The following is a 21,499-nucleotide window of genomic DNA, read 5'->3' as shown; positions in this document are numbered from 1 at the left end:
TGTAATCATGTTCTTATTCGAACCCCTATCTCAACAGCAGATCCTCGCCGGTCTGGCTGTGTTAGCCGGACTCATCGTCCTAAATGAGATCTCTCGGCGAAGCATGTGGGCGGGTATTATCAGCTTTATCATTTTGCCTATCGTTCTAACCTTTACCGTATGGCAAGACACCACCAGCGCAGAAGGCTCCACCGTGGGTACCTGGTTTCACTGGGCTAAGGTGTATTCCTGCTTAGCAGGCTGCGTTGGCTTTATGGCACTGCGCTACATTAAAAAACTGCAAACCAACTCCTTCATGCTGTTCTTCCCTGCACTGATTCTCGGGGTCAACATCTTTGAAGCGGTACTACGCGATTTTCAGGTCTCCACTTTCGGCCTACCGAGCATGCAAGATGGCATGATGATTCAAGGGGGCGCATGGAACATCTTCAACGGCATCGCCGGTATTTTGAACATCATCACCATCTGTGGCTGGGCAGGTATCTTCATCAGCTCTAAGAAGTCTAAAGACATGCTGTGGCCCGACATGTTGTGGTTCTGGATCATCGCTTATGATCTGTGGAACTTCGCCTACGTTTACAACTGCGTGCCAGACCATTCCTTCTACGCTGGCGTGATGTTGCTGCTGTCCTGCACCATCCCCGCGTTCTTCATTCAGAAAGGCGCGTGGCTGCAACACCGTGCCCACACCTTAGGTTTCTGGATGATGTTTGTAATGACCTTCCCTCACTTCGTTGACACCTCACAGTACGCGGTGAAATCCTCCGGCAGCGTAACGGCACTGTGGGTGGTATCGCTGCTGAGCTTCGCCGCCAACGTTGCCGTATTTGCTTACCAAGTGCATCGCATCCGCACCCGTAAGCTGCGTCCAACCAAAGACGAGCTGTACACCGATCTCACTGGCTACAAAGAGGTTGCTGCTTTGAAGTACAGTTCAGACAATGCCGATAAAGGCACCAAGGCCGCCGTTGCGTAAACCCAATGAGCTAAGGCTCTAAACAACAAGCACAAAAAATGCCGCCTCATGGCGGCATTTTCGTTACTTTGACTCAATCAGAAACTATCGACTAATCCAGCACCGTCAACAGATCCGTTAAACTGTCGACCACCTTAATCGGACGATACTCCAGCAATTTTTCCACTGAGGCCGCACCAAAACTCACGCCAATACCATTCACATCGGCGTTATTGGCCATCGCCAGATCAAAGCCCGCATCCCCAACCATGTAGGTATGCTGCGCCTCAACCCCTAACCGCTGACGCAATTGATTGATCATCTGTGGATCCGGCTTAGATGCCGCTTCCGTTGGCGTAATGGTTGCAGCAAAGTAGTGACCTAAGCCCGATGCATCAAGAACCCGATCTAGCCCCTGACGACCTTTGCCGGTGGCCACCGCCAAGGTAAAGCCACGCTGCTGTAACCCAACCAAAGTAGACTCAGCGTCACTAAACAGCGGCGTTTCCACCTCGCTTAGATTGAGATACCAGTCGCGATAGCGGTCTTTGAACCTGTCGGCAGTCGTCGCATCCAGTCCAGGGTAGAGCGTATCAATGGCCGCTTCCACACTTAATCCGATCACCCCTTTGACGGTATCCGCACTCAGGTGCTCCAGTTCAAGCTCCGCCGCCGCTCGCTGCCAACAATCGACAATGCGAGCAACGGAATCCATCAAGGTGCCGTCCCAATCAAAAATAACCAGTTTATCTGTCATGTGATCCCTAAATAGTGTGCTTGGGCCTTACGAATTAGCCTTTAAGTGAATTGAGCAGTTTCTTTAATTTTGGTTCCAGCGGCGCTTCCAGTTCAATGGTGGTGTCATCCCCTGGGTGGATGAATTTCAGCTTGTGTGCGTGAAGGAACAAACGATCTAGCCCCTTGCTGCGCATTTTGCCGTCAAAGGCATCGTCACCATAGCGATCATCGCAGGCGATCGGGTGACCTTTACACTGAGCGTGCACTCGAATCTGGTGGGTACGCCCCGTAATCGGGCTCGCTTCCACCAAGGTAGCCTCTCTGCCGTAACGCTCTACGGTGCGAAAGCGGGTTTCCGATGGCTTGCCTTCACTGTCCACCCGCACTAGGCGTTCGCCGGACTTCAGGGTGTTTTTCAGCAGCGGCTCACTGACCAAACGATCCCGGTCTTGCCATTTGCCTTTGACCAAGGCCAAGTACTGCTTATTCATGGTTTTGCTACGCAGTTGATTCTGCATATGCTTCAGTGCCGAGCGGCGCTTCGCCAGCATCAGCAGCCCAGAGGTCGCCCGATCAAGACGATGCACTAACTCGAGATTTTTCTCCTCGGGACGCAGTGCTCTGAGCGCTTCAATGACACCAAAGTTGACGCCGCTGCCACCATGAACCGCAATGCCCGAAGGTTTGTTGATCACCATGATCAACTTATCTTCATAGACGATCTGCTTCTCAAGGGAGGAAACCTTGGTCAATTTGGCCGACGGCAATTGCTGCTCTGGGTCTTTTTCAGACACCCGAATCGGAGCAATACGAATTTCATCACCGCCCTGCAGTTTATATTCTGGCTTGATGCGCTTTTTATTTACCCGGATTTCGCCCTTTCTCAGCAAACGGTAAATGAGGCTTTTAGGAACGCCCTTAAGGAAAGTTCTTAAAAAGTTATCGATACGTTGATCTTGATAGTCAGGATCGACGGTCACCCACTGCACCTTGGGTGAATTGGCTTTATTTGAATCAGTCATGGCCGCTATTGTACTACGAAACCGCAAATCATCGATAATCTTCATATTGTAGATTGCCGCTTGAGCATTGAGTTGCTATATTCCTACCGATGCAGTCAAGCATGCAGAAGCAAACTGACTTGATTGCATATTTTTTGGTCCTGCTAAGAATTTCTAATAGCAAATTCGTGCCCTATCGCCTCCACTGCGGTTTAAGCTTTACCGATGGAGCCAAGCACAAAAAAACGGCAGTTGACCCCTTTAATAGGAATGAAATCGGAACCCGATTCAGGCCTCGAGTCCGGATAACCGGAAGTATACCAAGCCAAAACGCCAAGGCGTTTTGGTCGCAGCCGTTTGCTGCACAACCAAAGAATCCAAAGCGGATAAGACCATCTGTGGCAAGCCTACAGCCCGCTTTGTGACAACTTAATGTGTTGATGGGCGAATCCCAGTCAACCAGTCGTGAGACTGCCTACAATGCGCTGGGACTCCGGTAGATACGGATGCTCGACCTGAAACGGTGACTGACAATTTGGATAGAGTCACCAACAATGAAAAGAATGCTAATCAACGCAACTCAATCAGAAGAGTTGCGTGTTGCCTTAGTCGATGGGCAGCGTCTGTACGACTTGGATATTGAAAGCCCAGGTCATGAGCAGAAAAAAGCCAACATCTACAAAGGCAAAATCACCCGCGTAGAACCTTCCCTAGAAGCCGCATTTGTAGACTATGGCGCCGAGCGTCATGGCTTCCTGCCGCTGAAAGAGATCGCTCGCGAATACTTCCCTGAAGGCTACTCCTTCCAAGGTCGCCCAAACATCAAAGAGGTGATCAAAGAAGGCCAGCAGGTTATCGTTCAGATTGATAAAGAAGAGCGTGGCAGCAAAGGCGCCGCCTTGACCACCTTTATCAGCCTAGCCGGTAGCTACCTGGTGCTAATGCCTAACAACCCTCGTGCCGGCGGCATCTCCCGTCGTATCGAAGGCGATGAGCGCACCGAACTTAAGGAAGCCCTAAGTAAGCTGGAAGTGCCTCAAGGCATGGGGCTGATTGTACGCACCGCTGGTGTGGGCAAAGCGGCCGAAGAGCTTGACTGGGATCTTAAAGTTCTGCTGAACCACTGGGACAAAATCAAACAGGTTTCCGACTCTCGCGATGCGCCTTTCCTGATCCATCAGGAAAGTAACGTCATCGTTCGTGCTATTCGAGACTACTTACGCCGCGATATCGGCGAAATTCTGGTGGATCACCAGCGCATCTACGAGGAAGCCATTGAGCACATCAACCTGGTGCGCCCTGACTACGTCAACCGCGTTAAGCTGTACAAAGCGGAAGTGCCACTGTTCACCCACTACCAGATTGAAACTCAGATTGAATCTGCGTTCCAACGGGAAGTGCGTCTGCCGTCAGGCGGCTCGATTGTTATCGACCCAACCGAAGCGCTAACTGCCATCGATATTAACTCTGCCCGCGCAACTAAGGGTGGCGATATCGAAGAGACTGCGCTGCAGACCAACCTAGAGGCGGCCGATGAAATTGCTCGTCAGCTGCGCCTGCGTGACCTAGGTGGCTTAGTAGTGATCGACTTCATCGACATGGGTCCTGCCCGCCATCAGCGCGAAGTGGAAACCCGCCTGCGTGATGCCGTCCGTCAAGACCGTGCCCGAGTTCAAATTGGCCGTATCTCTCGCTTTGGCCTGATGGAGATGTCCCGTCAGCGCCTGCGTCCTTCTCTGGGTGAGTCCTCTGCCAACATCTGTCCTCGCTGTAGTGGACAAGGCGTGGTACGTGGTACCGAGTCTCTGGCCCTGTCCATCCTTCGCTTGATGGAAGAGGAAGCGATCAAAGACAACACCGCTCAGATTGAAGCTCAGGTTCCAACTGACGTAGCGGCCTTCCTGCTAAACGAAAAGCGTAAAGCCATTCGTATCATCGAGCAGCGCCACAAAGTTGAAGTGTATGTGATTCCTCACCCTCATATGGAAACACCACACTACATCGTGACTCGTCATCGCAAAGACGACACCATTACCGAAGCCAGCTACCAGATCGCTGAAACGCCAGAGCCAGTGCTGTACGAACCTCGCAAGCTGGAAAAGCAGGTTGCCGACCGTCCAGCCATTCGCACTATGGCAGCACCGAAGCCAGTCGCGGAAAAGCCTAAAAAACCTGAGCCAAAAGCGAAGAAGCAAGAAGAGCAGCCTTCTCTGTTCGCTAAGCTGGCCGCAGGCCTCAAAGCGCTGTTCTCCAGTGAAGAGCCCAAAGAGGAGAAGAAAGGCAAATCTTCTCGTGATAGTAAGAGTGGTGACAGCCGTCGTCGTAACGATCGTCGTCGCAACAACCGAAACGATCGCAATCGTGGTGAACGCGGTGAACGTGGCGAGCGCGGTAACCGCAATGAGCGCGGTGATCGCAACGAGCGTGGCAATCGCAATGAGCGCGGCCGCAACCGTAACCGTGATCGCGATGAAGAACAGCAAAATACTCAAGACACACGTCGCGGCAATAAGCCAAACAAAGAGCATACTGAAAAGCGCAGCAAAGAGGGGCGTGAAGACAAGCAGCCTCGTAACCGTCGTAACCGTCGTAAAGATGAGAACGTCGATCACAACAAGCAGGTAGAGACTGATCAAACGGCAGCTCAACCTGAAAAGCGTGAAATCGTCAAAGAACGTCGTCAACGTCGCAAGCTAGACAAGACCGTTCGCCTGCAAAACGAAAACGCACCGCAGGCAGCAGAAGCGCAACCGGCAAAAGAGCCAAAAGCTCAGGAACCTAAAGCGCCGAAACGTAACCCTAAGCCTAAAGCACCTAAGGTTGAAGACGTTGATACCAAAGCGGTAGAGGCTGAAATTGTGATCGCGCCAGTTGTTGAAGCAAAAGTGGATGCTCCAGAGGAAGCACCTGCCAAAGCGCAAGACAACCAAGAAGGCGAAGAGCGTGAAAGCCAGCGCCGCAGCCGTCGCAGCCCTCGCCACCTGCGCGCCGCCGGTCAACGTCGTCGCCGCCAGCGCGATGACGAGCCAAATGGCAGCAGCGATGCTCAGGATATCGAGCGTAAGGCTCAAAAAGACCCAGTAACCGCTCGCTACCCAGAAGCAACGGATGCAGGACAAGAAACTCAGTTGGATATGTTCGCGGCAGAAACCTCTGCGCCAGCAGCCGAGCCTAAGCCTGTCGCTGAGAAAGCGTCTGCGCCAGCGGCCGAGCCTAAGCCAGTCGCTGAGAAAGCCTCTGCGCCAGCGGCTGAACCTAAGCCAGTAGCTGAGAAAGCGTCAGCGCCAGCGGCCGAGCCTAAGCCAGTCGCTGAAAAAGCCTCTGCGCCAGCGGCCGAGCCTAAGCCTGTGGCTGAGAAAGCCTCTGCGCCAGCAGCCGAGCCTAAGCCTGTGGCTGAAAAAGCCTCTGCGCCAGCGGCCGAGCCTAAGCCAATGGCTGAGAAAACCTCTGCGCCAGCGGCCGAGCCTAAGCCTGTGGCTGAAAAAGCCTCTGCGCCAGCGGCCGAGCCTAAGCCTGTGGCTGAAAAAGCCTCTGCGCCAGCGGCTGAGCCTAAGCCTGTGGCTGAAAAAGCCTCTGCGCCAGCGGCCGAGCCTAAGCCTGTGGCTGAAAAAGCCTCTGCGCCAGTAGAAGCAAAAGCGGAGCCGGTAAAACCAGCCAGCCGTTTTGCTAAGGCTGCGTTCTCTCAAGCGGCCACTCCAGAGGTGGAAGTGCCTGAGTTTGACTCTGCCCCAGTGTCTGCTGCAGAACAAAAACCGGCTGCCGAAGCCAAGCCAAACGACTTTGCTCAAAGCCGTTACCGCTTCTCTTCCAACGCCGAGATGACTAAGCCGGAAGACAGCGAATAACTCGCAATCTCCGACGCAAAAACGGCAGTGTTCACGCACTGCCGTTTTTTTATATCTCAAAGAAATTAGAAGAAAAATCGAAATAGTTTTTCACAAGTGAAAAAAATTCGGGCAGTAGTTAACAGATTGTCAAAACCTCTATATGCTACAGAAACTTAAACCACTCTAATCCCTTCTAATTAGGCAATCTGTTTGAGCTAGGAGCCTGTTTAGGTGAAACACATTTTTTATGCATTGATGATAACGATCTTATCCGCTTCAACCTTTGCTGCGGATAGCGATTGGTATCAGAAAACGCCCAACGGTGAACCGCAAGTGAATCTGTACCTGTTCTGGTCAGAAACTTGCCCTCATTGTGCCGAGGCTCACCCCTTTATTACCGACACCCTGATGCCCCACTACCCGTGGATCACGCTGAAGGATTACAAGGTTTCCGATCCAGGAACACAGGAGCATTGGCAGCACATTGCGGAGTTGACCAACAGCAACCCAACCTCTGTGCCCTTTATGGCGGTGTGTGGCCAAGCCATTGTCGGCTTTACCGGCGTTTCCACCACAGGGCAATTTCTAGAGACTCAACTGCGCAACTGCTTCCAGCGTTTGGGCGGCGATCTCAGCCAAACGCCTCCTGTGGCCGCTGAAGACATCTCGATGGATATGCCTCTAAACCTAGGAGCAACCTGTGAAGAGGGCGATGGCGGCAGCTGTGGTTTCGAGGGCTTTAGCGAAGTCCAACCTGCCGTACAGAAAGTCGAGATCCCATTACTTGGTGCGGTTGACCCCCAGTCACTCTCCCTACCCATGCTGACCGTAGCGCTAGCTGGCGTTGATGCCTTTAACCCTTGTGCCTTCTTCGTGCTGCTGTTCCTACTTAGCGTGATGGTTAACGCCAAGAGCCGCTCGCGCATGCTGATCGTCGGAGGCATCTTCGTATTCTTCTCCGGCTTCATCTACTTCCTATTTATGACCGCTTGGTTAAACCTGTTCCAGTTACTGGGCAATGGCTCCGACGGCGGCTGGATTATTCTTTGCGCCGGCTTATTGGCTATTGTGGCGGGCGTCATCAACGTCAAAGAGTTCTTCTTCAGTAAAGGGGATGTATCGCTGTCGATGTCGGCCTCCAATCGCACCGGCCTGATTAAGCGCATGGGCAAGCTTTCATCCGCTTCCAGCCTAGGGGCGATGATCGTCGGCAGTACCGTACTGGCGATCTTAGCCAACGCTTATGAGCTACTCTGTACCGCTGGCTTCCCGATGATCTACACCAGTGTGTTGTCGATGCATGAGCTGAGCGACGCCACCAGATACATGTATCTGGTGCTATACAACGTAGTTTACGTCATTCCTCTGGCGGCCATTGTCACCGTATTTGCCATGACCATGGGCAAGCGCAAACTTACCGAAAAAGAGGGTGAAGTACTGAAGCTGATGTCTGGTGTGATGATGCTTGGCTTAGGTGGTACGCTGGCCGTTGAGCCAAACTCTCTGCAAAGCCCGCTGGTGGCTGTAGGCATGATTATTGGTGCCATCGTTATCACCGCCATTGTGGTACCCATCAAACGCAAATGGCAGGCAAGATAAACCGAGATTTATCTCGCGATAACGCAAAACCGAAGCCGAAACCGGCTTCGGTTTTTTTATGGATGGTTGTTCATTGGTGTCGTTACCACAATCAAAGTCACTCGGTTACTTCAAAATCCAGATAGAGGTCTGACCCGTCATAGTCAGAAACAATCACATCAGCCACCTGCGCCTGGGGCGGCCCTTCATAAGCCCAGTCCAGCATGGCATCAACCGCCTTATCGGCACCTTGAGCCAACATCTCAACGCTGCCATCGTCCAAGTTGCGAACATAACCGGTCACGCCTAACTTAAGCGCCGTCTCTTGTGCGCTGGCGCGATACCAGACTCCCTGCACCCGACCGCTAACTTTCATCATCAAACGCTTCATTCAGCCCCCGAAATGACACCCAGTAACTTCAGTGTAGCCTCGTAATTGCCGACCAACCAAAGTCGATTAAAAATCAACGTCAATAACCCGTTGTGGGTCTCTGGTGCAAAGGCTTAAGCGGACGGCCTTCACCAATAACGATACACCGCTGGCTGAGCTATTTTTAGTCAGCATTATTAGGTAAATTAGAACTCACGAGGATCGTAGTAACAGGTTAGGGAAAAGCCATGAACAAACTACCACTGGCGCTATTGGCGATAATAGCGATATCTGGATGCTCATCGAACCAAGAGCTAGCAACACAGCCCGAAGCTAAGCGTAGTCAACTTCAAAGCGCAAACTATTACTCGCTGGATTACCCCATCTCTTTACCAGCCTCTACCACCTCATCCATGCACAAAGATCAGAGTCAACTGGGGTTTGACCGGGATCTGTTGGCGCTGCCAAGCAGCACTTCAAAGATGTACACCAAGCAGCTGACTCAATCCGCCTCCATCGGTTCGACGGGGCTATTTGGGCTGGGTGGAGAGAAAAAACACTACCGGACCATCTACGACACCATTCAGTACGCGTCATACCCTCTGTCATTAACGGTGCCCATCAATAACGCCGACAATTGCCTTCAGAAGGCTCCTGCAAGCTGCGAGCAGCGTAAAATAAACATTCTGCCCCTTATTGGTGCTGGCGTACGAGTAACCGCTGACTACTATACGGCCAAAGCTAACGGCTCCTTAAGTCTCACCGCACTCGACGCTGCCGCATCAGCGTCCGAGCTTGAGGGCACCTTGCAACTGCAACTTATCGGCATCAACCGCTTAGGAGCCAACGCCGCAGGCTTTACGCAACTGGACTTAACGCCTGACTCCATTGCCATGATCCAGCAGCAGATAGGCTCAATGATGTCGCAGATGTGGATCAAAGACACCATCATCCAACCTCAGATCACCGGCTACACCATCTTAGGTAACCCGGATCTTTCCAAAGTCAGTCAAACAGACATCGTCGACCAGATGTTGGCCCACAGCAATACCCTATCCGATAACTTTTTTGAGGCTATTTTGAAAGAGTCCATCCGAATCGGAGACGTGGCATTAACTGAGGTAGACGACCTTCGTCATCAATATGAACTTGAGAAAGTGATGGCCAATAATATGGAAGAAAAAGCGGTGATCGCCCAGTTAATTCGTTATCGATTGGCGGACCGAACCGCATTGACGCCAACCCAGCGCCGGCTGGCCTTAGAGCATGCTATCAAAAACGTCCCCACAACCGTTGCCAACATCAGCTTTGACGACCTTCCTAAGCTGATTCAAGATGCGGTTAATTACGCCAAAGCGCGGCCTACATCACAAGTAGAGGCTCAGGTAGCGGACGCAAGTGATACCGAATAAATGCGCTGCCAATAAGCAAAAGGGCGGTGAATTGTCACCGCCCTTTCCATAATAGATTTTAAGATTATCGCTTTTTAAACTCAGCGATCGCCTTTAAGTGATGAGACAGATCTTTGAATTTATGCTTTTGATGCTCATCCCAGTTCACGTTGTAGAACTGTGATAACTCGTCGCTGATGCGACCGGTATCCAGGATCTCATCCTGCTTAGACAAAATGCACAGGCAGCCATCGCCATTTTTAGAGCGGAACTCGCTAACGCATTTCTGCTTGATGTCCTGATACTCCTCAGGGCGGTCAATCAGCCCTTGCATATTCTCTTCAGGCCATAAATTTGGATTGACGATCACCGAGCGCAACCCGCTCAAAAATGCAATGCGTTCAGCCCAAAATCCCCCTAACCCCACACCAACGATGATGGCGTCTTGGTCGTCACTAAAGCGTTTTTGCTTATCAACCTCTTTTAAAAGGTGCTGCATATCATGGCGAGGGTGGAGGGTAGAGTAGTTAATGAATCGCACGTCTTCATCAACAAATTGAAGCTGAAGTACCTTCTCGTGGTTACCTGGGCTTGTGGCATCAAAGCCGTGGAAATAGATGATCATAACGACCCCCATAAAAGACCTTGACTCAATATAGCGCTCACAATCTCAAGTACAACCCCAAGGCTGCAATCATTAGCATAAGCGACTAAGAGCTAGTCTATTGTTAAAGCAGTAAAACTTTACCCCACCTACGCCCTACTTCCTCACCGAAACTCCAGCCAAAGGTGAATATTCGATATTTTATGCTAAATACAACAGGTAGGATTTTGCTTTATTCAGACCTAAGTTACCATCTGGGCCATACTGAAAACATCACTGCACCGGCACTTGGGTAGCAGTTAACTCTACAGGGAACGCAATATGATCAGTGTATTCGATATGTTTAGTATCGGCATTGGCCCCTCAAGCTCTCACACCGTTGGCCCTATGCGTGCCGCCAACCGCTTCATCGACAGCCTGAAACAACATCAACAGTTTGCCGAGGCCGATGAGCTGCAGTGCGAGCTGTTTGGCTCCTTGGGGCAAACCGGCAAGGGGCACGGAACCGGTAAAGCCGTGGTACTCGGCTTATTGGGCGAAGCGCCAGAATCCGTAGACACCGATAAAGTGGATGCCATGCTGGCCGAAGTAGAGACCATGCAGAGCCTGAAACTCAACGGTGAGCGTGACGTGAGTTTTACCCGAGCCAATGGCATCACCTATCACCGCCGTAAAACCCTGCCGCAGCACGCCAATGCCATGACCATCAAGGCGCTCAAAGAGGGCAATGTCCTCTACGAGCAAACCTACTTCTCCATCGGCGGTGGCTTTGTACTGGATAAAAGCGAAATCGCACAACCGGTAGTCGCCAGCCAGAACATTGAGATCCCCTATCCGTTCGACAGTGCCGCGGAGCTTTTAGGCCACTGCAATAACAACGGCTTGTCTATCGCGGGTCTGATGATGGCTAACGAAACGGCCGTGGCCAAAGAATCAGAGGTTCGAGCACAGCTGTGGCAGATCTGGCTGACCATGAAAGCCTGTGTCGATCGAGGCTGTCGTCAGGAGGGCTTGCTCCCCGGAGGACTTAAGCTACGTCGACGCGCATCAACCCTATATCGTCGACTCGCGGTGGAGTCCGACAGTAATGATCCGCTCAACGTCATGGACTGGGTTGACCTATTTGCCCTCGCGGTGAACGAAGAGAACGCCGCGGGAGGCCGTGTGGTGACCGCCCCCACCAACGGCGCTGCCGGTATTCTTCCCGCCGTACTGTGCTATTACGATAAGTTTGTGCAGCCTGTGAATGAAGAGATCGCCTGCCGGTACCTATTAACGGCGGCCGCCATCGGTATCCTATACAAAAAGAACGCCTCCATTTCCGGAGCGGAAGTCGGCTGTCAGGGCGAAGTGGGTGTTGCCTGTTCGATGGCGGCAGGTGCTTTGACGGAGATCATGGGCGGTACCCCGGCGGTCGTTGAGTGTGCGGCTGAGATCGGCATGGAGCACAACTTAGGGCTAACCTGCGATCCCGTTGGAGGTTTGGTTCAAGTGCCCTGCATCGAACGAAATGCCATGGGCGCCGTCAAAGCGATTAATGCGTATCGATTGGCGTGCCGAGGCGATGGCCAACATAAGGTATCCCTAGATAAAGTGATTAAAACCATGTGGGAAACCGGTCAAGACATGCGGACCAAATACAAAGAAACCGCCAAAGGCGGTCTGGCAGTTAACATCGTCGAGTGTTAGCCATATTAGTCATAAGCAGCGCCTAAAACTAAATGCCATAAACAGCAAAAAGGCCCAACTCAATGAGTTGGGCCTTTGCTATCGCACCAGATGCAACCTGGCAACGACCATTACTTCACGGCAATTTTGCCAGCAAAAATCAGAGGCGCGAAGCTGCGCTTCAAGGTTTTGCTTTCAAAGCTTGGGAAGCTCATCTGCTCGTCAAACTCAACAACATCGCCTTTTTTCACGTCGGTTTGAGGTGCCGCAGCCCAGATCAGCTTGCCCTCTTCCTTAATCTGAACGTAGGTGTAGCCACCGCCGTTTACGGTATCTAGAACTTCACCTGAGTGCATGCCTTTACCGTGGGCATCTGCATGAGCTTGAGCACCAAATGCCAAACCCAGAGCCAAAGCGGCAGTGGTCGCCAGTTTCACAATCTGCTTAAACATAATTATCCTTGAACGCGTATCTAGTTTGCTTCATTAAAGCACCCTCGCCTATGCCTTGCCACGCCAACCTTCAGCTCTGCAAGCACCATCACAAAAATCGCGACAATTATTTGATAGGGGAACTTTTTGTGAAAACAAGGTATTAGAAGAGGACATGACAAGGTACAAACAATCTTGAGCGTTAAGCAGGCTGAGCGTCTCGAAAGCGGGGCTCAACCATCATCAGCATACTCTAGCTGGCCAATAAAAAAGCCGCTTGGCGCGGCTTTTTATCAATCGATATTCAAATACTTGTGGGTTTGAACCGACAACCGCCAATTTCGAGCAATACAGGTAGCAATGGCGAGCTCAGTGGCTCGCTTCTGGGTGCTAATGGGCTGCAAACAGATTTGAGGTTTTCGAGCCAAAGTACAGGGCTCAAGCAGCTGATCCAGTTCATCGATGTGCTTCTGCATCGAAACTGGATGCTTTATCTCATCGGCACGCTCAAGGGCCTGGGTCAATACCGGCAATCCCCCCTTCATGTTGATCTTTGGGGATACCGTAACGTAGGTGCGCTCATCACAACGCACCTCTGCACACCCTGAGGTTTCAATCTGACATTGCCAACCGCAATCACTCATCTTGGCCGTCAGTTCAGTAAGATCGAACAAGCAGGGTTCACCACCAGTTATCACCAAGTGCCGAGCCGTGAATCGACCATCGGTCAGCACATCCACCAACTGCTGCGCCGAGTAGTTAGCCCACTTCGGAGTATCGCCACTGATAGTTAGCACTTCGTTTGCTGCCACTTCATCCTGAGGTAGCTGCTCCCAAGTGTGGCGAGTATCGCACCAAGGGCAACCAACTGGGCAGCCTTGAAGACGAACAAAAACCGCCGGAACGCCAGTAAAACCACCCTCACCTTGGATGGTTTCAAACACTTCATTTACCGCCAGCATCGATTAGGTCTCCACCTGATGGGTCCGCGACGATGGCCATGAGTTCACCACCGCTTTCACCAGTGTTGCCAGAGGAATGGCGAAGAACACTCCCCAAAACCCCCACAGGCCACCAAAAATGAGCACCGCAACGATGATGGCGACAGGATGGAGATTCACCGCTTCCGAGAACAAAATCGGTACCAGCACGTTACCATCTAGCGCCTGAATAATGCCGTAAGCCAACAGCAGATAGCCAAACTGCGGCGTCCAGCCCCACTGGAACAGTCCCACCAGCGCCACCGGAATGGTAACAATGGTGGCACCAATGTAGGGGATCAGCACCGATAAGCCGACAGCCAGCCCCAACAACGCCGCGTAGCGCAGATCCATAAACCAGAAGGTTAGGTAACTGGCCACACCGATGATCAAGATCTCAATGGCTTTGCCGCGGATGTAATTAACGATCTGGCCGTTCATCTCTGCCCACACCTTCTGTGCCAACTCACGGTTATCAGGCACAAAACGAGTAAACCCTTTGAGCAGTTCGCGTTTATCTTTAAGGAAGAAGAACACCAATAGCGGCACCAAGATGGCGTACACCGCCAGCGCCACTAAGTTGACTAACGAGCCTAACGACACCTGCAGCACCTGCTGGCCCCAGGCCAACAACCGACTGTTGAGGGTTTGCATTAGCTCGTCAATTTGAGATTGGCTAATGAGCTCTGGATACAGCTCAGGCAGAGTGGACACCTTGGCCTGCAGCCAAGCGAACATATCCGGCAGCTCCCGCGCCAAACTTTCACCCTGATGCCAAATCTGCGGCACCGCGATCAGCATAAACATCGCCATGGCGCCAAGAAACAGCATCAACACGATGGACGCCGCTATCACTCGGGGAATGCCTCGGCTGGCCATCTGAGCCACGGGCCACTCCAGCATGTAGGCCAGCACTAGCGCCACCAACAGCGGCGTAATCAACGGCCCATAGAAATAGATGACCGCAAAGCCAACGGCTAGGATCATCGCTAGAGTGACAGCTTGCGGATCCGAGAACTTTTCCCGATACCAGCTGCGGACCAAATTCCACATTACTTGTTAGACCTTTTCTAAAAACTTGGGGGCAATCAACGTGATGTCATTACAGTCATCATGGCACGTTTGTGTTTCAATGGCGTAACCTTGGCTCCTTGCGTAGCGCAAAAGATCGGACACGGTGGCGCTGCCACGCAAACGCAGTTTCAATCGACTCTCAGGAGTCATAGCGCGTAATGCGAGCTTGGCCTGAACAAAGGCCATGGGACATTGCAAATGACGCAGATCGACTTCGGACATCCTTTCCCCCTGACAAAATCCGCCACATTATCCCGTCCCCGCCTCAAAACTACAAACCACCAACGCAAGATTCTGTAAACAAAATTGAACCTTATTAAGGTTCTGGCAAACTAAAAGAATGAAAAATAGTAAAAGAAGATCACTAAAGCAGTACGGTTGATTCTCCCGGAACTTAGGAACTGAATGCCCGTGTCAATCGGCTTTCACGCCATGCTAGCCATTAAAAGCCCAGCCTCGTACACTGACACTAATGCTTGTAGGGACAAATAAATACGTGATTAAAACCATTACATCGACATTAGCCGCCGCCATCTTTGCCATCGGGATCGGAGCCACCGCCCAAGCATCGCAGCCGGAGCTGCCTGAGCTGGGAACCGCTGCCGCCAGTACCCTGACCATCGACAAAGAGAGCCAGATTGGTGATTTTTACATGCGGATGCTGCGGGGCCAGCTTCCCATCGTTCATGATCCGGTCATGACCGAATACTTATCTGACATTGGCAATCGTCTGGTTGCCGTTGCCGATAACGTCAAAACCCCCTTTACCTTCTTCTGGGTCAACAGCCGCGAAATGAACGCATTCGCGTTCTTTGGTGGTCATGTTGGAATTCACACCGCCATCATCGATGCCGCCGATAACGAAAGTGAGCTGGCCTCAGTTCTTGGGCACGAAATCTCCCACGTCACACAGCGTCACTTAGCTCGCGCCATCGAAGCCCAAAAGCGAACCGCCCCCGCTACCATGGTCGGTGTCATCGGCTCCATCATCTTAGCCATGGCCTCACCAGAAGCGGGCATGGCCGCACTGCAATCCACCTTGGCCCTGAGCCAACAATCCTCCATTAACTTCACCCGAAGCAATGAGAAAGAGGCGGATCGCATCGGCATTAAAACCATGGTGGCCGCAGGCTTTGATCCCAATGGCGTCCCGAGCTTCTTTGGTAAAATGGCGGCCAAATACCGCTTTGCCTCTAAGCCGCCGCAGATGCTGCTGACTCACCCCTTGCCAGAATCTCGTATCGCCGATGCCCGGGCTCGCGCCGCGCTCTACCCCTATCGGCCAATTCCAGAAAGCCTGCTGTTTCACCTAGCTAAAGCCAGAACCAGCGTGCGCTACAGCAACTTGGACAAAAACCATGCGCTGTACCTTTTTGAAAAACAGAAAAACAGCGGCGACCCCGTGATAATCCAGGCTGCAAACTATGGCATCGCCTTGACCCATTTGGCGCTAGATAAGCCCGATGAAGCTCAGCCGATCATGGAAACACTGCTCAGCAACGGTCCACAAAACCTGTTTTATTTAGACACCATGACCGACGTTTACATGGCTCAAGGCAAACCTGAGAAGGCCATCGCCATGCTCAAAAACGCCCGTAAGCTTCGCCCGGACAACAGCGTCATTGAACTCAACTTAGCCAATGCCCTTCACACCAAAGGCGACGATGACCAAGCGCGAGTCATTCTGGAGCGGCAACTGGTGTTGGATAAGAACAACGTGATTGCCTACGATATCCTTTCTGGGGTTTACAAAAAGCTGGGGATGATCGCCAATCAACATATGGTGCAAGCGGAGCTTATCGCCCTATCAGGAGGCTACGAGAAAGCCATTGAACAGCTGCAGTACGCCTACCGCCAAACGGGCAACGACCCGCTGCAAAAAGCCCGAATTGACGCGCGAATCAAAGAGCTGCGCAAATCCCTTCAGGAAGCAAAGTCCCTTTAAAAAACCGTTTGAGGCCCGTAAAATGGGCCTCAACTTTATCGATCACAGGACGATCTTCATGACCCAAATTTGGCACAACCCTCGCTGTTCCAAGAGCCGCCAAACCCTGCAACTTCTCAACGACAACGGCATCACTCCTGACGTGGTTGAATACCTCAAAACGCCGCCAACGGAAGCAGAGCTTAAGCAAGTGCTGTCACTACTTAAGCTGGCACCACGGGAACTGATGCGCACCAAAGAGGCGGAATACAAGGCTTTGAACCTTAGCGAAGCCAACGACGACGCCCTAATTGCCGCCATGCTGGCTACCCCAAAGCTGATTGAGCGCCCTATCGTGGTTCACAATGGCAAAGCCGCCATCGGACGCCCGCCAGAGCAAGTGCTGGAGATCTTCAAATAAGATGACCACATCGGCTTTAGGCAAGATCGCCTTGGGCAGCTACCTAAGCTGCCTCGTTTTCATTCCTCTGTGGTATCTGGTTCTCAGCCCGAGTCTTGGCTACTCAATTGGGTTTCAAGCCCTGATGCTGCTGCCTTTAGTGTTGCCATTGCCAGGGCTACTCAAGGGGAAACCCTACACCCATGCGTGGTCAGGCTTTATCGCCTGCCTCTATCTGCTCTCAAGCCTTACTGCCATCTGGACCAGTGAAGAGCAACGACTGTGGCCTTTTATCGCTACGCTTCTGCTGTTATCGTGGTTATTCGCGAGCAGTTTCTATGCCCGACAACGAGGTCGAGAACTAGGCTTAAGTCTTAAGAAACGCAAATAGACACAAGGAGTTCAGGATGAACCGAACGCTTCCTTTATTGACCCTGACGGCCATGTTAACCGCCTGTGGAGGCGGCAGTGGCGGAAGTTCATCCACTCCAGTGGATCCACCCACAACGCCCCCGAGCTCTCCCAGAGTAAGTGTGGTTGAAGAGCAAGGTCAAGGCTCGCTGTCTGCAGCGCTGGTCTACGACGGTTATCTGGCCCGCGAGCTTGACTATCAGTGGCAGCAGACCAGTGGCCAAAGCGTTAACATCACCAACCCCACTTCCCCTTTATTGGCATTTGATGCCCCCCAAGCCGGCAGTTATGGCTTTAGCTATCGCATCAGTAATCGCAGCGGCGAGCTCATCTCGGGCAACCTAACTCTAAATGCCGATCGCGCTGGCGACGACGTACGCATACGAGGTGATCAGGTCACTCCGGAAGGGGGACGCGTGTCCCTGCGTTTAGGTCGTAGCGGCAACCACACCGCCGCAGCCAGCAATATCCAGTGGCGACAAGTTTCAGGACCAACCATCTCGGATCTTAACTTCGAGAATCCAGAACTGGCGACCTTCACTGCCCCCAACGTCAGCCAAGACGCGGTGGTGATCATCGAAGTCACGGCAACCAGTGGTGGCAACAGCTACCAAGATCAGGCGTTAGTGCTGATCACCGATGAACTGCCTCCGGTGAATGACGCCCTGTTCGACGAACCCATCACTCGTGTTGAAGCATGGAATGCCAACTCTCCTTGGAAAAGTGCACTGGAGCGCTGCGTCTATTCCACCCAATTTACTCAAAACAGCGTTTGTGGCGTTAACGAATTACCCCTGATTGGCCAAGAGACCAGTAACCCCAGTTTGGATGAGGTGATGGATCGCGTGGTGGTGTCCCACCCGTGGATGGGGGATGCCTTTAAGGCATTTTTGCAGGAAAAAGATCAAAGTGGCGACTTCAAGCAACTGCTCGCCGGGGTGACGGCGGTTGTCATTAGCTATGACATCAGACCGTCGTTCTACTGGGTGGTGTCTGGTGCTATCTATCTGGACCCCAGCGATTTGTGGCAACAGCCTTGGCAGATGGCCACCATCAATGAAGACCCCGATTATCGCTCCGGATTTGGCAGTGAGCTGCAGTTTCTGATCCCTTGGCGCTACACCAAGAACAACAACTATGCCAGCCTCTATTTTGCACCGGAGTTTGAGCTGCAGCGCACGCTTACCCAACTCGAGCCAGATTTTGCCAGCCTGCTCTATCATGAGTTGGCGCACGCCAATGACTTCTTCCCCAAGTCGATTCACAACGACATCACCGAGCCGTCGCTGCTGCAAGAGTTCTTTAAGCGCAGCAACAACAGTGAACTGATCTCCGATAGGCTTACGGCCCAATCGCCACTGACCAGTGCCGAGATGCACGCCCTAGGTGACGTTCTGTTCCGCGGCGAGTCTGCCTCCGCAGCTCAGAAAGCCTATCAGCCTGATGACATCGCCAACTTCTTTGGTAACGACCGCGCCAGCGACGACTACGCCTACTCCACCTCAAGAGAGGACTTAGCCATGCTGTTTGAGGAGGCGATGATGCGCCACCGCTATGGCATTGAGCGCGACATAGCGGTCACCAATCTGCCGGAGCAGATAACCGGCGATAGCATCTTAGTGGAGTGGGGCCAGCGGGGTCGCATCGGTGAATCTCGGGTCAAAGCTCGCTTGCCACTGGTGTTAGAAGAGATTTTGCCATCGGCAAACGGCGACAGCATCATCAATGGACTGCCCGCACCTACACCGATGATTTCGGGACTTAGCTGGAATGCCAACCTGGTTTTAGGCAGCTCCGCTCTGAGATTGGCTCAGCCTAACCACGCCTTGGGTTCTCAATACGTTGGCAAAGAAGGCGCCGCTCGCCATAGCGACCGAGGGCCCACCTGGCAATTGAAACCCTAGCCAAACATCAAAAAGGGCCGCATTATGCGGCCCTTCGATTATCTGACTTATACCAATTCAATTAAGGAGATAATCAGCTTAGTGCGCCGAGTAAATTGTCTCAATCTAGACGCTCAATGCCGTTGCTAGTGGTTCTAACAACAAATTGAGCAACGAAGAGTGAGGCAATTTAAACAAGCAATAATGACTAGATCTTTAGTTGAATTGGTATTAAAGGTGCAACGTCTCTTTGACGAAAGGAATGGTCAGCTTACGCTGCGCCTGCATCGACGCTTTATCCAATCGGTCCAACACTTCAAACAGCGTACGCAGGTCCCGCGCCAATCGCGTCAACAAAAATCGCCCTACGTCTTCAGGAAGCTCCAAGCCGCGAGCCTTGGCTCGGCGTTGCAGCGCAGTCAGTTTCTCATCGTCGGTCAAGGTTTGTACCTGATAGTGAACGCCCCAGTTTAGGCGCGACACCAGATCCGGCAACAGGAAGCCAGCCTGACCTGCTGCAGCACGACCAGAGACAATCAAACGGCAGCGCCCCTGCTCGGCAATGCGGTTGTAAAGGTCAAAAATCGCCTCTTCCCAAAACGGGTTTCGAGCCACAGAATCGATGTCATCAAGACAGATCAGCGATTGATTTTCTAGCCCCTCTAGCACCGCTGGAGACATGCTGGCGTGAATCCCTAAAGGTAGGTAAAACGCTTGCCGTTTTAGCTCCCTGGCATGAGCACAGGCGGCGTGTAACAGATGGGTTCGTCCAGATTTAGGTAAGCCCCAAAGGTAGGTGACCGTTTCCCCCTGCCCTTCGGCAACTTGCCTGATGGCTTCCAACAGTTGCTGGTTGGCCGCCGGGTAGTAACTGCCAAAGGTCTCATCGTCAGGTAGATGAACCGGCAGCGAAAGCTGAATGGGAGAACTGGATTTCACGTGTTACTTGGTTTCCTGTAATAAACTGAACTCATTGTATCATGGCGACGGGAGCCACCCAATTTCAGGGCTGGCCAATCCAACGATACAGAGACCGTTCGACCAATTGATCGTCAGTTGGCAGCGCTTCCACCTTAGGATCGAGCTCTAAGATCTGTCTCAGCGCCTGCAGCGAACCCACCACCTCAATCTCGAAGCTCACTTGGTTATCTTTCAGTGACACCAAGGTAGCGCTGGAGATACTGCTTTGTTGATTCAGATAGCGCTCAATTTCAATCAGCTCCTCCATCTGACCGGAAAGCACAAAGGTGAGCTGCTTTTGACCCTTCTCTTCAGAAGCAACGGAGGCATAACGGCGGGCGAAGTAATCGGCGATATCTGCCTGCAGTGCGTGTTTGGCTGCCACGTCATCCGCCAACACACCGCTGGATTGCATCACGCTGCGGCGAACGTTGCCAAAACCATACCGATCTTCAGAAGCGGGGGCCTCGTAAGGATACAAGGTTACCCAATATTCCCAGCCCTCGTCGGTTGGCGACAATTTGGCCAACGCAAAGAAATCCGCACGATAGCGCTGGCTGGCATCGGCAATGGGATCCACAAAGAAGCCCCATACGTCATTCACACTCACCCGCATGGCATCTTCCAGATCCATCAGGGGTAGAGACAACGGCAAGCCCTTATCGTCAGCGCTTTGTTGCCACTGTGCCAATGTGGCCGGCGGTAACTGCTCAGAAAACATCTGGCGATCGCCGGACTCATCTTCCGTAGCCAACCACACCAGAGTCAAAGGCCGCTGGTTGCCCCAGATCGGCAGTCGCTGCTGCCGCATGGTCTTTAGCAGTTGCGACGGGTCAAAATTCACCTGCAACCGCAGTGGACTGGAGAGGTACTCGAACTTGCTCACGTAGCCTGTTGCAGAGGCCAGCATCTTCTTAACGCGGGGATCGCTGCCGATTTGGGCATCACCGGTCAGTTTTACCAGAGTTTGCGTCAACGCCTTTGGGTAGTTTCGCTGACGCTCTCCCCGAGAACGGTCATTAACCGTCACTTCAGTTTGATACAACTGGGTCACTTCGACCGCTTGCACACTGGCCGCCAGCAACAGCATTGAAACGAGATAAAACAGTGATTTCACGTTAGGTCCTACTCACAAACTTAAGTCAAAAAGTGTATCACAACCTTTTGCTATATTGCCCTGTGTCGTCCTGAAATGCGTTGACACTTTTCAGTTAGAGCCAGTTGCATCAGCAACTGGCTTTTCCATGCACCTCGTTTGGGGTTTTCATTCCCAGGCTAAGGTGCGGTCTCAAGTTGTTATAGGT

General features: G+C 52.3%; 19 protein-coding genes. 9 read left to right on the top strand and 10 right to left on the bottom strand.

Features of this window, described 5'->3' with window-relative positions:
• Window positions 1–7 precede the first annotated feature (7 nt).
• A complete protein-coding gene (locus FCL42_RS11785) occupies window positions 8–976 on the top strand; it encodes a DUF5692 family protein (RefSeq protein ID WP_136863620.1) in 969 nt (322 codons plus the stop codon).
• 91 nt (window positions 977–1,067) lie between these two features.
• Here FCL42_RS11785 and FCL42_RS11780 read toward each other — a convergent pair whose 3' ends face one another.
• Both FCL42_RS11780 and rluC read right to left on the bottom strand, forming a co-directional pair.
• Complete coding sequence (locus FCL42_RS11780; protein ID WP_136863619.1) at window positions 1,068–1,712, bottom strand: HAD family hydrolase; 645 nt, start codon at window positions 1,710–1,712, stop codon at window positions 1,068–1,070.
• A gap of 34 nt (window positions 1,713–1,746) precedes the next feature.
• A complete protein-coding gene (gene rluC / locus FCL42_RS11775) occupies window positions 1,747–2,715 on the bottom strand; it encodes a 23S rRNA pseudouridine(955/2504/2580) synthase RluC (RefSeq protein ID WP_136863618.1) in 969 nt (322 codons plus the stop codon).
• Window positions 2,716–3,248: 533 nt separating this feature from the next.
• Here rluC and rne point away from each other — a divergent pair.
• Window positions 3,249–6,539 carry a ribonuclease E gene (gene rne / locus FCL42_RS11770; RefSeq protein WP_136863617.1) on the top strand — a complete coding sequence of 1,097 codons (3,291 nt, stop codon included), beginning with the start codon at window positions 3,249–3,251 and terminating at the stop codon, window positions 6,537–6,539.
• A 237-nt stretch (window positions 6,540–6,776) separates the two neighbouring features.
• Window positions 6,777–8,120, top strand: coding sequence for a cytochrome C biosynthesis protein (locus tag FCL42_RS11765; protein WP_136863742.1), 1,344 nt, complete (start codon window positions 6,777–6,779; stop codon window positions 8,118–8,120).
• A gap of 97 nt (window positions 8,121–8,217) precedes the next feature.
• Here FCL42_RS11765 and FCL42_RS11760 read toward each other — a convergent pair whose 3' ends face one another.
• Window positions 8,218–8,478, bottom strand: a complete 261-nt coding sequence (locus tag FCL42_RS11760; protein ID WP_229359850.1) for an acylphosphatase — start codon at window positions 8,476–8,478, stop codon at window positions 8,218–8,220.
• 239 nt (window positions 8,479–8,717) lie between these two features.
• On the opposite strand from FCL42_RS11760, the gene FCL42_RS11755 reads away from it, so the two are divergent.
• Entirely contained in the window at window positions 8,718–9,881 is a 1,164-nt protein-coding gene (locus tag FCL42_RS11755; protein ID WP_136863615.1) for a hypothetical protein, read from the top strand.
• A gap of 64 nt (window positions 9,882–9,945) precedes the next feature.
• On the opposite strand, the gene ycfP is transcribed toward FCL42_RS11755, so the two are convergent.
• On the bottom strand, window positions 9,946–10,485 hold the full coding sequence (gene ycfP / locus FCL42_RS11750; RefSeq protein WP_136863614.1) for an alpha/beta hydrolase YcfP: 540 nt from the start codon (window positions 10,483–10,485) through the stop codon (window positions 9,946–9,948).
• Between the two features lie 300 nt (window positions 10,486–10,785).
• Between ycfP and FCL42_RS11745 the strand changes: the two genes are divergently transcribed.
• Window positions 10,786–12,153, top strand: coding sequence for an L-serine ammonia-lyase (locus FCL42_RS11745; RefSeq protein WP_136863613.1), 1,368 nt, complete (start codon window positions 10,786–10,788; stop codon window positions 12,151–12,153).
• Window positions 12,154–12,263: 110 nt separating this feature from the next.
• On the opposite strand, the gene FCL42_RS11740 is transcribed toward FCL42_RS11745, so the two are convergent.
• From FCL42_RS11740 to FCL42_RS11725, 4 genes are all read right to left on the bottom strand, one after another.
• Window positions 12,264–12,584 carry an NrfJ gene (locus FCL42_RS11740; protein WP_136863612.1) on the bottom strand — a complete coding sequence of 107 codons (321 nt, stop codon included), beginning with the start codon at window positions 12,582–12,584 and terminating at the stop codon, window positions 12,264–12,266.
• A gap of 272 nt (window positions 12,585–12,856) precedes the next feature.
• Complete coding sequence (queE, locus tag FCL42_RS11735; protein WP_136863611.1) at window positions 12,857–13,525, bottom strand: 7-carboxy-7-deazaguanine synthase QueE; 669 nt, start codon at window positions 13,523–13,525, stop codon at window positions 12,857–12,859.
• A gap of 3 nt (window positions 13,526–13,528) precedes the next feature.
• Complete coding sequence (locus FCL42_RS11730) at window positions 13,529–14,596, bottom strand: AI-2E family transporter (RefSeq protein ID WP_136863610.1); 1,068 nt, start codon at window positions 14,594–14,596, stop codon at window positions 13,529–13,531.
• A gap of 6 nt (window positions 14,597–14,602) precedes the next feature.
• Window positions 14,603–14,839, bottom strand: coding sequence for a sulfurtransferase TusA family protein (locus tag FCL42_RS11725; RefSeq protein ID WP_136863609.1), 237 nt, complete (start codon window positions 14,837–14,839; stop codon window positions 14,603–14,605).
• A gap of 274 nt (window positions 14,840–15,113) precedes the next feature.
• Here FCL42_RS11725 and bepA point away from each other — a divergent pair, with 274 nt between their 5' ends.
• Genes bepA through FCL42_RS11705 form a run of 4 tightly spaced genes read left to right on the top strand, consistent with a single transcriptional unit; the run spans window position 15,114 to window position 19,256 of the window.
• Window positions 15,114–16,562, top strand: a complete 1,449-nt coding sequence (gene bepA, locus FCL42_RS11720; protein WP_229359849.1) for a beta-barrel assembly-enhancing protease — start codon at window positions 15,114–15,116, stop codon at window positions 16,560–16,562.
• A gap of 58 nt (window positions 16,563–16,620) precedes the next feature.
• Entirely contained in the window at window positions 16,621–16,962 is a 342-nt protein-coding gene (arsC, locus tag FCL42_RS11715) for an arsenate reductase (glutaredoxin) (RefSeq protein WP_136863607.1), read from the top strand.
• A 1-nt stretch (window position 16,963) separates the two neighbouring features.
• Window positions 16,964–17,332 (top strand): DUF2069 domain-containing protein, encoded by a 369-nt coding sequence (locus FCL42_RS11710; RefSeq protein ID WP_169308371.1) that lies wholly within the window; start codon window positions 16,964–16,966, stop codon window positions 17,330–17,332.
• A gap of 16 nt (window positions 17,333–17,348) precedes the next feature.
• The gene (locus FCL42_RS11705; protein ID WP_136863605.1) at window positions 17,349–19,256 is read left to right on the top strand and encodes a hypothetical protein; all 1,908 of its coding nucleotides are present in this window, start codon (window positions 17,349–17,351) and stop codon (window positions 19,254–19,256) included.
• 210 nt (window positions 19,257–19,466) lie between these two features.
• On the opposite strand, the gene hda is transcribed toward FCL42_RS11705, so the two are convergent.
• On the bottom strand, window positions 19,467–20,174 hold the full coding sequence (gene hda / locus FCL42_RS11700) for a DnaA inactivator Hda (protein WP_136863604.1): 708 nt from the start codon (window positions 20,172–20,174) through the stop codon (window positions 19,467–19,469).
• A 64-nt stretch (window positions 20,175–20,238) separates the two neighbouring features.
• Window positions 20,239–21,312: a DUF2066 domain-containing protein gene (locus FCL42_RS11695; RefSeq protein WP_136863603.1), complete on the bottom strand. Its 1,074-nt coding sequence runs from the start codon at window positions 21,310–21,312 to the stop codon at window positions 20,239–20,241.
• Window positions 21,313–21,499: the final 187 nt, after the last annotated feature.

It is taken from the genome of Ferrimonas aestuarii, from assembly GCF_005116665.1.
GTDB classification, from domain to species: domain Bacteria; phylum Pseudomonadota; class Gammaproteobacteria; order Enterobacterales; family Shewanellaceae; genus Ferrimonas; species Ferrimonas aestuarii.
The sequence above is the reverse complement of the archived record's forward strand: the minus strand, read 5'-3'. Positions and strand labels throughout refer to the sequence as shown.